10 protein-coding genes and 1 pseudogene are annotated in these 12,901 nt (G+C 50.6%); 7 read left to right on the top strand and 4 right to left on the bottom strand.

The genetic code is table 11. From position 1 onward, the window contains the following. The first annotated feature begins 105 nt into the window (after window positions 1–105). Both AB4H76_RS13500 and umuC read left to right on the top strand, forming a co-directional pair. Window positions 106–525 carry a translesion error-prone DNA polymerase V autoproteolytic subunit gene (locus AB4H76_RS13500; RefSeq protein WP_000897378.1) on the top strand — a complete coding sequence of 140 codons (420 nt, stop codon included), beginning with the start codon at window positions 106–108 and terminating at the stop codon, window positions 523–525. Beyond that, window positions 525–1,793, top strand: coding sequence for a DNA polymerase V catalytic protein (umuC, locus tag AB4H76_RS13495; protein WP_000457616.1), 1,269 nt, complete (start codon window positions 525–527; stop codon window positions 1,791–1,793). The genes AB4H76_RS13500 and umuC overlap by 1 nt, the downstream gene beginning before the upstream one ends. A gap of 45 nt (window positions 1,794–1,838) precedes the next feature. On the opposite strand, the gene dsbB is transcribed toward umuC, so the two are convergent. Both dsbB and nhaB read right to left on the bottom strand, forming a co-directional pair. Further along, window positions 1,839–2,369: a disulfide bond formation protein DsbB gene (dsbB, locus tag AB4H76_RS13490; RefSeq protein WP_000943459.1), complete on the bottom strand. Its 531-nt coding sequence runs from the start codon at window positions 2,367–2,369 to the stop codon at window positions 1,839–1,841. 145 nt (window positions 2,370–2,514) lie between these two features. Beyond that, window positions 2,515–4,056: a Na(+)/H(+) antiporter NhaB gene (gene nhaB, locus AB4H76_RS13485; RefSeq protein WP_000406391.1), complete on the bottom strand. Its 1,542-nt coding sequence runs from the start codon at window positions 4,054–4,056 to the stop codon at window positions 2,515–2,517. A 220-nt stretch (window positions 4,057–4,276) separates the two neighbouring features. Here nhaB and fadR point away from each other — a divergent pair, with 220 nt between their 5' ends. After that, window positions 4,277–4,996 (top strand): fatty acid metabolism transcriptional regulator FadR, encoded by a 720-nt coding sequence (fadR, locus tag AB4H76_RS13480; RefSeq protein WP_000234823.1) that lies wholly within the window; start codon window positions 4,277–4,279, stop codon window positions 4,994–4,996. A 51-nt stretch (window positions 4,997–5,047) separates the two neighbouring features. Here fadR and AB4H76_RS13475 read toward each other — a convergent pair whose 3' ends face one another. After that, window positions 5,048–6,580, bottom strand: coding sequence for a SpoVR family protein (locus tag AB4H76_RS13475; protein ID WP_000190854.1), 1,533 nt, complete (start codon window positions 6,578–6,580; stop codon window positions 5,048–5,050). Between the two features lie 329 nt (window positions 6,581–6,909). On the opposite strand from AB4H76_RS13475, the gene dadA reads away from it, so the two are divergent. From dadA to AB4H76_RS13455, 4 genes and pseudogenes are all read left to right on the top strand, one after another. Further along, the gene (dadA, locus tag AB4H76_RS13470) at window positions 6,910–8,208 is read left to right on the top strand and encodes a D-amino acid dehydrogenase (RefSeq protein ID WP_001266908.1); all 1,299 of its coding nucleotides are present in this window, start codon (window positions 6,910–6,912) and stop codon (window positions 8,206–8,208) included. 9 nt (window positions 8,209–8,217) lie between these two features. Next, window positions 8,218–9,288, top strand: a complete 1,071-nt coding sequence (gene dadX, locus AB4H76_RS13465) for a catabolic alanine racemase DadX (RefSeq protein ID WP_000197884.1) — start codon at window positions 8,218–8,220, stop codon at window positions 9,286–9,288. Window positions 9,289–9,456: 168 nt separating this feature from the next. Beyond that, window positions 9,457–10,802 (top strand): IS3 family transposase gene (locus tag AB4H76_RS13460; RefSeq protein ID WP_088538007.1). Its coding sequence is split into 2 segments (ribosomal slippage): window positions 9,457–9,940 and window positions 9,940–10,802, totalling 1,347 coding nucleotides; the frame shifts between segments, so codons are not numbered across the junction. Between the two features lie 219 nt (window positions 10,803–11,021). Continuing rightward, window positions 11,022–11,162 (top strand): annotated as a pseudogene (locus AB4H76_RS13455) (hypothetical protein); the annotation flags it as partial. On the opposite strand, the gene AB4H76_RS13450 reads toward AB4H76_RS13455, so the two are convergent. Beyond that, a complete protein-coding gene (locus AB4H76_RS13450) occupies window positions 11,097–12,833 on the bottom strand; it encodes a potassium/proton antiporter (RefSeq protein WP_000340194.1) in 1,737 nt (578 codons plus the stop codon). The pseudogene AB4H76_RS13455 and the gene AB4H76_RS13450 overlap by 66 nt on opposite strands. Window positions 12,834–12,901 lie beyond the last annotated feature (68 nt).

The following is a 12,901-nucleotide window of genomic DNA, read 5'->3' as shown; positions in this document are numbered from 1 at the left end:
CAGCAGTCTATGCAGCGACAAATATTGATAGCCTGAATCAGTATTGATCTGCTGGCAAGAACAGACTACTGTATATAAAAACAGTATAACTTCAGGCAGATTATTATGTTGTTTATCAAGCCTGCGGATCTCCGCGAAATTGTGACTTTTCCGCTATTTAGCGATCTTGTTCAGTGTGGCTTTCCTTCACCGGCAGCAGATTACGTTGAACAGCGCATCGATCTGAATCAACTGTTGATCCAGCATCCCAGCGCGACTTACTTCGTCAAAGCAAGTGGTGATTCTATGATTGATGGTGGAATTAGTGACGGTGATTTACTGATTGTCGATAGCGCTATTACCGCCAGCCATGGTGATATTGTCATCGCTGCTGTTGACGGCGAGTTTACGGTGAAAAAATTGCAACTACGCCCGACGGTACAGCTTATTCCCATGAACAGCGCGTACTCGCCCATTACCATCAGTAGTGAAGATACGCTGGATGTCTTTGGTGTGGTGATCCACGTCGTTAAGGCGATGCGCTGATGTTTGCCCTCTGTGATGTAAACGCGTTTTATGCCAGCTGTGAGACGGTGTTTCGCCCTGATTTATGGGGTAAACCGGTGGTTGTGCTATCGAATAATGACGGTTGCGTTATCGCCCGAAACGCTGAGGCAAAGGCGCTTGGCGTTAAAATGGGCGATCCCTGGTTCAAACAAAAAGATCTGTTTCGTCGCTGTGGCGTGGTTTGCTTTAGCAGCAATTATGAGCTTTACGCAGACATGAGCAATCGGGTGATGTCGACGCTGGAAGAGCTATCGCCCCGCGTCGAGATTTACAGTATTGATGAGGCATTCTGCGATCTGACAGGTGTGCGTAATTGTCGCGATCTGACTGATTTTGGCAGAGAAATTCGCGCAACGGTGCTACAACGTACCCATCTTACTGTTGGTGTGGGGATCGCCCAGACCAAAACGCTGGCTAAGCTTGCCAATCATGCGGCAAAAAAATGGCAGCGGCAGACGGGTGGGGTGGTGGATTTATCAAATCTGGAACGCCAGCGTAAATTAATGTCTGCTCTCCCCGTGGATGACGTCTGGGGGATTGGACGGCGGATCAGCAAAAAACTGGACGCGATGGGGATCAAAACCGTTCTCGATTTGGCGGATACAGATATCCGGTTTATCCGTAAACATTTTAATGTCGTGCTCGAAAGAACGGTGCGTGAACTGCGCGGCGAACCCTGTTTGCAACTGGAAGAGTTTGCACCGACGAAGCAGGAAATTATCTGTTCCCGCTCGTTTGGTGAACGCATCACGGATTATCCGTCGATGCGGCAGGCCATTTGTAGTTACGCTGCCCGGGCGGCGGAAAAACTTCGCAGCGAGCATCAATATTGTCGGTTTATCTCCACGTTTATTAAGACGTCACCATTTGCGCTCAATGAACCTTATTACGGCAATAGCGCGTCGGTAAAACTGCTGACGCCCACTCAGGACAGCAGGGATATCATTAACGCTGCTACGCGATCTCTGGATGCCATCTGGCAAGCGGGCCATCGTTACCAAAAAGCGGGCGTGATGCTGGGGGATTTCTTCAGTCAGGGAGTCGCGCAGCTCAATTTATTCGATGACAACGCACCGCGCCCCGGGAGTGAGCAATTGATGACGGTAATGGATACACTGAATGCTAAAGAGGGCAGAGGAACACTCTATTTTGCCGGGCAGGGGATCCAGCAACAATGGCAGATGAAGCGAGCCATGCTTTCACCACGTTATACAACGCGAAGTTCTGATTTACTGAGGGTCAAATAAATATAGCGGCAGGAAAAAAGCGCTCCCGCAGGAGCGCCGAATGGATTAGCGACCGAACAGATCACGTTTTTTCGCTTTAAACGGCTGGGAAATCACCACCAGCACTGCGACAATCAGGTAAGCGATAAAAATACCGAGCAGCCACTGCGGCATTTCCAGACCTAAAAAATCCCACTGACGCTCGGCGCAATCGCCAGAGGCGACAAACACTTGCGGCACCCACTTATCCAGCGGCAGCCATTCCGGGAAACGAACCATAAAATCACAGGTGGCAAACGGCGAAGGATAGAGCTGAAGCATGGTGTGCTCGTAAGTTAACTGCACACCGCGGAACGCACTATACAACCAGATAACCATCGCTACATAACGCAGCGGAGTTTTCGGGGCGATCGCGCCAATCAGCGCAGCACCCAGAACGCCGAATAACGCGCAGCGTTCATAAATACAGAGCACGCAAGGTTTCAGTAACATCACATGCTGGAACCACAGCGCCGTCAGTTCCAGTGCCAGAGCAGTAAACGCCATCAACAGCCACGCGCCCCGGCCTTGTGAACATTGGTTCAAAAATCGCAACATAATCATTTCCCTGCAATATGCATAGAGTGCGCAGTTTAAACCAATTCATTCGCTGCGCCACCAGGAGGCAGCAAAAATAGGACGCAATTGGACAATTATCGGGCGAAAAGGCAAACCGGGCATTTATATGCCCGGTAAGTTGTTATCAAAGCGTTGCTATCCAGCCCATTTGCATAAACCATTCGGTTACAGGGGCAAGCGTAAACTCGACGCAGAGCAAGCCGACGAGTGTCAGGACGAGGGTGTAAGGCAGGGCCATCCACACCATGCGGCCATAAGAGAGGCGAATCAATGGCGCGAGTGCAGAGGTCAGCAGGAACAGGAACGCAGCCTGACCGTTCGGCGTAGCGACGGAGGGCAGATTGGTACCGGTATTAATGGCGACCGCCAGCAGCTCGTATTGCTTCAACGTGATAGCGCCACTTTCCATTGCCGCTTTCGCTTCGTTGATATAAATCGTCCCCACGAAGACGTTATCCGAAATGGATGACAGCAGACCGTTGAAAATATAGAACAGCGACAGCTGAGCATGTTCCGATGCCTGCAACACAAACTGAATAATTGGCGAAAACAGTTGTTGGTCGATAATCACCGCCACTACCGAGAAAAACACCGTCAACAGTGCGGTGAATGGCAGAGATTCGGTGAAGGCTTTACCGATAGCATGCTCATCGGTGACACCGGTCAATGATGTTGCCAGAATAATGACTGACAAACCAATCAAGCCAACTTCCGCCAGATGCAACGCCAGCGCAGTCACCAGCCAGACGCCAATAATCGCCTGGACAATCAGACGGATTTTATCCTGACGGGTACGCTGGTGGCGGCTTTGATCGTCAAACTGTTGCAACACTTCGCGGACTTTCTCCGGCAGCGTTTCACCGTAGCCAAACCAACGCAGCTTCTCTACCAGCAGGCAGGTTAACAGGCCACAAATCAGAACCGGAACGGTCACCGGCGACATGCGCAGGAAGAAATCGCCAAAATGCCAGCCAGCCGCTTTAGCGATGATCAGGTTCTGTGGTTCGCCCACCATGGTCATTACGCCGCCTAATGCGGTGCCGACACCGGCATGCATCATCAGGCTACGCAGAAAGCCACGGAACTGTTCCAGAACCACTTTGTAATGCTTGTCGATATGACTATCGTCTTGCAGGTCGGTGTCTTCGGTACGGGAAGAGGCTACGCGGTGATAAATACCATAAAAACCGACTGCAACGCTGATCACCACCGCCACGACGGTTAAGGCATCGAGGAACGCGGAGAGGAACGCAGCCGCCACGCAAAAAGAGAGCGACAGCAGCATTTTGGAGCGAATGCTTAACAGCAAACGGGTAAATATGAACAGCAACAGCTGTTTCATAAAATAGATACCCGCCACCATAAACATCAGTAACAGCAAGACTTCAAGATTTGCCGCCACCTCTTCACGGACGTGTTCCGCGCTGGTCATGCCGATGAATACCGCTTCGATAGCCAACAGACCACCGGGGAGCAGCGGGTAGCATTTCAGGGCCATCGCCAGAGTGAAAATAAATTCCGCTACCAGCAACCAGCCCGCGACGAAAGGGCTGATGAGGAAAATTAACGGGTTTACGATTAAGAAAATGATGAGGGCGAGTTTGTACCAGTCGGGGGACTGGCCCAAAAAATTGCGCCATAGCGCGCGGCCCCAGGAGATCTCCATGATGGTTTCCCTTACCTTACAAATAATCAATGATGTTTTTATGTTTAAACGCAAAGCTTAACGGTCAGGCAGGAGTGAGGCAAGTCTTGATAGTCAAGGGGAAAGAGATGCGGAAAATGAAGCCTTGATCCCTTTTTCTTCTTTTTGTCTGCTATCAGCGTAGTTAGCCCTCTGGTATGATGAGTCCAACTTTGTTTTGCTGTGTTATGGAAATCTCACTATGGTCATTAAGGCGCAAAGCCCGGCGGGTTTCGCGGAAGAGTACATTATTGAAAGTATTTGGAATAACCGCTTCCCTCCCGGGACTATTTTGCCCGCAGAACGTGAACTTTCAGAATTAATTGGCGTAACGCGTACTACGTTACGTGAAGTGTTACAGCGTCTGGCACGAGATGGCTGGTTGACCATTCAACATGGCAAGCCGACGAAGGTGAATAATTTCTGGGAAACTTCCGGTTTAAATATCCTTGAAACACTGGCGCGACTGGATCACGAAAGTGTGCCGCAGCTTATTGATAATTTGCTGTCGGTGCGTACCAATATTTCCACTATTTTTATTCGCACCGCGTTTCGTCAGCATCCCGATAAAGCGCAGGAAGTGCTGGCTACCGCTAATGAAGTGGCCGATCACGCCGATGCCTTTGCCGAGCTGGATTACAACATATTCCGCGGCCTGGCGTTTGCTTCCGGCAACCCGATTTACGGTCTGATTCTTAACGGGATGAAAGGGCTGTATACGCGTATTGGTCGTCACTATTTCGCCAATCCGGAAGCGCGCAGTCTGGCGCTGGGCTTCTACCACAAACTGTCGGCGTTGTGCAGTGAAGGCGCGCACGATCAGGTGTACGAAACAGTGCGTCGCTATGGGCATGAGAGTGGCGAGATTTGGCACCGGATGCAGAAAAATCTGCCGGGTGATTTAGCCATTCAGGGGCGATAATCCCTTCCGTTTAAAGAGCAAACCCCTCAAACGAGGGGTTTTTTGTTGTTTTTACAGATTTCCCATTCTTGGCGGGCAACGTTCCAGCAACTCGATGCTGCCGTCTTCGTTTTGCTGTTCGAGCATCACATCAAATCCCCACAGGCGATGCACATGCTTCAGGACTTCTTTGCGCCCCCGATCCAGCGGTGCGCGATTATGTGGAATATAACGCAGCGTCAGCGAACGGTCGCCGCGCAAATCCACGTTCCAGATCTGAATATTCGGCTCCAGATTACTTAAGTTATATTGCGACGATAACCGGTTACGGATCTCCCGATAACCTTCTTCATTATGAATAGCGGAAATCTCCAGATAATTATGCCGATCGTCATCCAGCACGGTGAAGAAGCGGAAATCACGCATCACTTTCGGTGACAGGAACTGGCTGATAAAACTCTCATCTTTGAAATCACGCATCGCGAAATGCAGCGTTTCCAGCCAGTCGGAACCGGCGATATCCGGGAACCAGTATTTGTCTTCTTCCGTTGGCGACTGACAAATCCGTTTAATATCCTGGAACATGGCGAACCCGAGGGCATACGGGTTGATGCCGCTGTACCACGGGCTGTTATAGGGGGGCTGGAAGACCACATTGGTGTGGCTGTGCAAAAACTCCAGCATAAAACGTTCCGTTACTTTCCCTTCATCATACAGATGGTTAAGGATGGTGTAGTGCCAGAAGGTCGCCCAGCCTTCGTTCATCACCTGAGTCTGTTTTTGCGGATAAAAATACTGGCTCACCTTACGCACAATACGCAGGATTTCACGCTGCCATGATTCCAGCAGTGGCGCATTTTTCTCCATAAAATAGAGCAGGTTTTCTTGTGGTTCGGACGGATAGCGGCGCGCTTCAGCAACCGTTTTCTCTTCCTCGCGCTTCGGCAGGGTACGCCAGAGCATATTGACCTGACTTTGCAGATACTCTTCGCGACTTTTCTGCCGGGCTTTCTCTTCTTGCAGCGAGATTTTTTGCGGGCGTTTGTACCGGTCCACGCCGTAGTTCATCAGCGCGTGGCACGAGTCCAGAAGCCGTTCTACTTCATCAACGCCATAACGCTCTTCGCACTCGGTAATATATTTACGGGCAAAAATCAGATAATCGACAATCGAACTGGCGTCGGTCCAGCTACGGAATAAGTAATTGTTTTTGAAGAAAGAGTTATGCCCATAGCAGGCATGAGCCATCACCAGCGCTTGCATGGTAATGGTGTTCTCTTCCATCAGGTAAGCGATACACGGGTTAGAGTTAATGACGATTTCATAGGCCAGTCCTTGCTGACCGTGCTTATACAGCCGTTCAGTCTCGATAAACTTTTTACCGAATGACCAGTGCGGATAGTTAATTGGCATGCCGACGCTGGAGTAGGCATCCATCATCTGTTCTGAGGTTATCACTTCAATCTGGTGCGGGTAGGTATCCAGCCGGTAGAGTTTCGCCACCCGGTCTATCTCTGCCAGATAAACATCCAGCAGGTCGAACGTCCAGTCGGGTCCATCGCTCAAACGTGTGGTGTCCTTATTCATAGAATCGATCGTCGCCATACGCGCACCTCATTGTTGTCGGCGCTCTCTGTGTGGAGCACCTCATTTCAAGCATAGAACACCTGTTAAAAACCGCGTCGCCGGAGAATTTTTTTCTTTGCGATTTCTTATTATCAGAGTGCCACTAATCCGCTTCTGAACGGAATTTTATGCTGGATAAAAAGGGCGTTCAGCAGGAGATACTAAAGACGCCATATTGCCGCAGAGTCAGGGAGATGTGAGCCAGCTCACCATAAAAAAGCCGTATGTTGAATAATATTTTCAACTGAGTTATCAAGATGTGATTAGATTATTATTCTTTTACTGTATCTACCGTTATCGGAGTGGCTATGCGAGTTGTCATACTGGGAAGTGGTGTGGTAGGCGTTGCCAGCGCCTGGTACTTAAATCAGGCAGGACATGAGGTCACCGTCATTGATCGGGAGCCGGGGGCCGCCCTGGAAACCAGTGCCGCGAATGCCGGGCAAATCTCCCCCGGATATGCTGCACCGTGGGCGGCACCAGGTGTGCCTTTAAAAGCGATTAAATGGATGTTCCAGCGCCATGCGCCGCTGGCGGTTCGTCTCGACGGTACGCAGTTCCAGTTGAAATGGATGTGGCAAATGTTACGTAACTGCGACACCAGCCACTACATGGAAAACAAAGGGCGGATGGTGCGTCTGGCGGAATACAGCCGTGATTGCCTGAAAGCATTGCGCGCCGAAACCAATATTCAGTATGAAGGGCGTCAGGGTGGGACGCTGCAACTGTTCCGTACCGAACAACAGTATGAAAATGCGACCCGCGATATCGCCGTGCTGGAAGATGCCGGCGTACCGTATCAGCTGCTGGAATCCAGCCGCCTGGCGGAAGTGGAGCCCGCGCTGGCAGAAGTGGCGCACAAACTGACGGGCGGCCTGCAGTTACCCAATGATGAAACCGGAGACTGTCAGCTATTTACCCAGAATCTGGCGCGGATGGCGGAGCAGGCGGGGGTTAAATTCCGCTTTAATACGCCCGTTGACCAACTGCTTTGCGACGGCGAGCAAATCTACGGCGTGAAGTGTGGCGATGAAGTGATTAAGGCCGATGCGTATGTGATGGCGTTTGGTTCTTACTCGACGGCGATGCTCAAAGGCATTGTTGATATTCCGGTGTATCCGCTGAAAGGCTACTCGCTGACCATTCCAATTGCGCAGGAAGATGGTGCGCCGGTATCCACCATTCTTGATGAAACCTACAAAATCGCCATTACCCGTTTCGATAACCGCATTCGTGTTGGCGGAATGGCGGAGATTGTTGGTTTTAATACCGAGCTGTTGCAACCGCGTCGTGAAACGCTGGAGATGGTGGTTCGCGATCTCTATCCACGCGGCGGTCATGTCGAGCAGGCGACTTTCTGGACTGGTCTGCGCCCGATGACGCCAGACGGCACGCCGGTTGTCGGGCGTACACGCTTTAAAAATCTGTGGCTGAATACCGGTCACGGCACGCTCGGCTGGACGATGGCTTGCGGTTCCGGTCAGTTGTTAAGCGATCTGCTCTCTGGTCGCACGCCAGCGATCCCATATGAGGATCTAAGCGTAGCGCGCTACAGCCGTGGATTTACGCCATCACGTCCGGGCCATTTACATGGCGCACACAGCTAAGGAAACGAGATGACCCGTCCGATACAGGCCAGCCTCGATCTGCAGGCATTAAAACAGAATCTGTCCATTGTCCGCCAGGCCGCGACGCACGCGCGCGTCTGGTCGGTGGTAAAAGCGAACGCTTACGGGCATGGTATTGAGCGTATCTGGAGCGCGCTCGGGGCCACCGATGGCTTTGCATTGCTTAACCTGGAAGAGGCAATAACGTTACGTGAGCGCGGCTGGAAAGGACCGATCCTGATGCTGGAAGGATTTTTCCATGCTCAGGATCTGGAGATTTATGACCAGCACCGCCTGACCACCTGCGTACACAGCAACTGGCAGCTCAAAGCACTGCAAAATGCGCGGCTAAAAGCACCGTTGGATATTTATCTTAAAGTGAACAGTGGGATGAATCGGTTGGGCTTCCAGCCCGATCGCGTGCTTACCGTCTGGCAGCAGTTGCGGGCAATGGCGAATGTTGGCGAAATGACCCTGATGTCGCATTTTGCCGAAGCGGAACATCCTGATGGAATTTCCGGCGCGATGGCGCGTATTGAGCAGGCGGCGGAGGGGCTGGAGTGTCGGCGTTCGTTGTCCAATTCGGCGGCGACTCTGTGGCACCCGGAAGCGCATTTTGACTGGGTTCGGCCTGGCATTATTTTGTATGGCGCTTCGCCGTCCGGTCAGTGGCGTGATATCGCCAATACCGGATTACGTCCGGTGATGACGCTAAGCAGTGAGATTATTGGTGTCCAGACGCTAAAAGCGGGCGAGCGTGTGGGCTACGGCGGTCGCTATACTGCGCGCGATGAACAGCGAATCGGCATTGTCGCCGCAGGGTACGCCGACGGTTATCCGCGCCACGCGCCTACCGGTACCCCTGTTTTAGTGGACGGCGTGCGCACCATGACGGTGGGAACCGTCTCGATGGATATGCTAGCGGTCGATTTAACGCCTTGCCCGCAGGCGGGTATTGGTACGCCGGTTGAGCTGTGGGGCAAGGAGATCAAAATTGATGATGTCGCCGCCGCTGCCGGAACGGTGGGCTATGAGTTGATGTGCGCGCTGGCGCTACGCGTCCCGGTTGTGACGGTGTAACTTGTTGTAAGCCGGATCGGAGGCAACGTCTTCTGGGTGCAAAAAAATCATCCATCCGGCTGGTCAGCAACTGTAGTTGTTAATGTGACAGAGCCATTGCCCATGATAGTGTCCATTAAAATGAACTGCGCCCCAAAGGTTAGACACCAGACCAAAAACTGAGGATGCATGGAAAAGTTTTCATTGGAGTTCAAAAAGGTAGTATCAGAAAAGTACCTGGAGGGAGAGTTGAGTCTGAAATCTGTAGCAAGGATGTACGGTATCAGTCCCTGCACAGTAAGAAAATGGGCTTATGCCTATCGGGAACATGGGATAAGCATACTTACGGGTAAAAAAGGACGCTATTCTGCTGAGTTAAAACTCACAGTAGTAAAAGAAGTCGTGGATGACTGTTTTTCTGTTCGTGAAGTAGCGGTAAAACACGGAATACCAGCCTTTGGTACTGTATGCAACTGGCTTGAAAAATATAGAAAATATGGCGAAGATGCTTTCATTCGAAAAAATAAAAAGAGTATTCCTGTGCCGGATAAAAGCGCCATTTCAGCACCACCACTACCAACATTAACCAAAGATGAGAGAGAAGAACTTGAACAACTCAGGGTCGAGAATGCCTACTTAAAAAAGTTGAAAGCCTTGGTTCAGCAGAAAACATGCTCAACGTTCAGGAAAAAGTGAGCATTGTGAATGAACTAAGGCAGGAATGGCCATTGTCCCGATTGTTAATTGTTTCCGGGCTGCCCCGGAGTACATTTTACTATCATGTCAGACGGCTTGCTGCTCCTGACCGGTATCAGTCTGCCAGAGCGCTTGTGCTGAAAATTTATCACCAGCACAAAGGCCGCTATGGTTACAGACGCATCAGGCTGGCATGTCGTAACGAGGGGGTTTTACTTAATGGTAAAACCGTCAGAAAACTGATGAAGGAACTGGGTATTAGCAGCCTGATCCGCGTTAAAAAATACCGTTCATATAAAGGAGAACAAGGACGAATTTGCGATAATCTCCTGAAACGCAATTTTGATGCAAAACGCCCCAACGAGAAGTGGGTTACAGATGTCACTGAATTTAAAGTGAATGGCAAGAAGCTGTATTTGTCGCCCATCATGGATCTTTATAATGGAGAAATAATTTCCTATAACCTCGCCACTCGCCCTCAACCTTCAATGGTGCAGACTATGCTTACGGATGCGCTGAAACAGCTGTCGAAAGATGAACACCCCATACTGCACAGCGATCAAGGTTGGCAATATCAGATGTCCCGGTGGCAACGATGGTTAAAGGATAGCGGTATAGTCCAGAGTATGTCTCGCCGGGGAAATTGTCTTGATAATGCAGTTATAGAGAGCTTTTTTGGAACATTGAAATCAGAATGTTATTACCTCAATGAATATAAAAATGTGGAGGACTTAAAGCGAGACATCATTGATTACATAAACTATTATAATCAATTGAGGATAAAGGAAAAACTTGGCGGTCTTAGCCCGGTACAATATCGATTGAGTCAGGCTGCATAAGTTGTCCAAGATCTGGGGCGCAGTTCAAAAGGATGGACACTATTTCCCCGGAACCTGAACTCACCGCACAGGCGTTCTACATAAAACGCTTACGCTTCATTGTTGACTCGAACTCGACTTCAGATAAATCACGCTTTACCCTTGATGGAGCCTGTACATAGATTTGTGTAATTGCCTGATTTTGATATGTTCAATTCAACATCAAATGAAGGTTAAATTATGGACGACAAACAATTGCAGGCTCAGGCTGCGTTCAGCAAAGCATCGCAACCGGCGATAGATGCTTCATTAAATTTAAGATTCAGCTTCCTCTTCAGCCACCCGTACGCCAATCTTCAACACTTCATTATCTTCTTTCTCGGCCACCGTCCAGATCATCCCGGCAAACTCTACCTGGTCACCGACAACCGGTGCCGCGCCTAACAACTGCTGGACAATTTCACCCAGCGTTTGCTGCTTATCACGATATTCTCGCCCGTCTTCCAGGCCATATATCAGCGCAACATCAGCATATTTGGCGCTGGCTTCGAGAATGAAGTCACCAAAGAAGCGTTGATCCAGCGCGACCGGCGGCGACTGGCTGAACAGTTTACCGAGCGCCGGAAGATCGCGTTCCCGACCAATTACACACAACACATCGCCTTCGCGCAGTCGGGTGCTGCCGGTAGGATGAAGCAACTGGTTATCACGAAACAGTGCCGCAATACGCGTCTCTTTTGGCATATGCAAATCGCGCAGTGCCGCGCCCACGCACCATTTATCGGCACTCAATTGATAAACAAACTGCTCCCACGGATTTTCCGGATGAATATCCAGGCCAACGCGTGACACCGGACGTCCCACTGGCGGAACCACCACTTTGGCTTTTTTAGCCGCCCACGAGAGTGATGTTCCCTGCAAGAGCAGTGAAACCAGAACCACAAAGAAGGCGACATTAAAGAACAGACGTGCATTCTCCAGCCCCGCCATCATCGGGAACACGGCCAGGATGATTGGCACCGCGCCGCGTAATCCTACCCAGCTGATAAACACGCGCTCACGCAGATTGAAACCGCGGAAGGGGAGCAATCCAGCAAATACCGAAAGGGGACGGGCGAAGAATATCATCCATGCGGACAAAATGAGCGCCGGAATGGCAATAGGCAGCAGATCGCTTGGGTTAACCAACAGCCCCAGCACCAGGAACATGGCGATTTGCGCCAGCCAGGCGAGGCCGTCGAAATTTTGCAGGATGCCGTAGCGGTTGCGAATAGGGCGATTACCCAGCAGAAAACCGCACAGATACACCGCCAGAATACCGCTACCTTCCAGCGCAGTAGTTAATGAGAAAATCAGAATACCGCCACTTAATGCCAGCAATGGATATAATCCGGCGGGCAGGGCGATGCGGTTGATCATTTGCAGTAGTAAATAACCGCCGCCAAGACCTATTACAATGCCCAGACCAAATTGTTGCAGAATATCGACAATGAACATCCAGCTAATATTGCTCTCATGATGCTGGATCATCGCAATCAGGGTAATCGTCAGAAAGACCGCCATTGGATCATTACTGCCGGATTCAATTTCCAGCGTCGAGCCAACACGTTCGTTAAGCCCCTTACCACCCAGCAGAGAAAAGACCGCTGCAGCATCGGTAGAGCCGACGATAGCGCCGATTAATAAGCCTTCAATCAAATCAAGATTAAACAGCCACGCCGCCATCATGCCGGTTAAACCAGAGGTGATAAGCACGCCCAGCGTCGCCAGCGACAGTGCCGGTCCTAACGCCACACGAAAGGAACTGGCCTGAGTGCGCATCCCGCCGTCGAGCAAAATAATCGCCAGTGCCAGGTTACTTACCATGTAGGCGAAGGGGTAATTATCAAACGGGATACCGCCGACGCCATCGACTCCTGCCAGCATGCCGATCGCCAGAAAAATAACCAGAATAGGAATGCCAAGACGGGAAGAAAATGAACTAAGTAATATACTGCTGGTGACAAGGATGGATCCTAAGATGAAAAGGCTAATTATTGTTGTGGCATCCAACGGTCGGTTACTCCTGATTACGCTGTCTCTTATATAAACCCTACCATATTAGCGGCAGAGACAGCGTT

The sequence above is a fragment of the Escherichia sp. UTM R2 genome (assembly GCF_048593455.1).
GTDB lineage: Bacteria > Pseudomonadota > Gammaproteobacteria > Enterobacterales > Enterobacteriaceae > Escherichia > Escherichia coli.
The sequence above is the reverse complement of the archived record's forward strand: the minus strand, read 5'-3'. Positions and strand labels throughout refer to the sequence as shown.

Excerpts from the sequence above, each read along its gene's own strand:
- AB4H76_RS13500 (WP_000897378.1), top strand. The coding sequence starts at position 106 with ATGTTGTTTATCAAGCCTGCGGATCTCCGCGAAATTGTGACTTTTCCG.
- umuC (WP_000457616.1), top strand. The coding sequence starts at position 525 with ATGTTTGCCCTCTGTGATGTAAACGCGTTTTATGCCAGCTGTGAGACG.
- dsbB (WP_000943459.1), bottom strand. The coding sequence starts at position 2,369 with ATGTTGCGATTTTTGAACCAATGTTCACAAGGCCGGGGCGCGTGGCTG.
- nhaB (WP_000406391.1), bottom strand. The coding sequence starts at position 4,056 with ATGGAGATCTCCTGGGGCCGCGCGCTATGGCGCAATTTTTTGGGCCAG.
- fadR (WP_000234823.1), top strand. The coding sequence starts at position 4,277 with ATGGTCATTAAGGCGCAAAGCCCGGCGGGTTTCGCGGAAGAGTACATT.
- AB4H76_RS13475 (WP_000190854.1), bottom strand. The coding sequence starts at position 6,580 with ATGGCGACGATCGATTCTATGAATAAGGACACCACACGTTTGAGCGAT.
- dadA (WP_001266908.1), top strand. The coding sequence starts at position 6,910 with ATGCGAGTTGTCATACTGGGAAGTGGTGTGGTAGGCGTTGCCAGCGCC.
- dadX (WP_000197884.1), top strand. The coding sequence starts at position 8,218 with ATGACCCGTCCGATACAGGCCAGCCTCGATCTGCAGGCATTAAAACAG.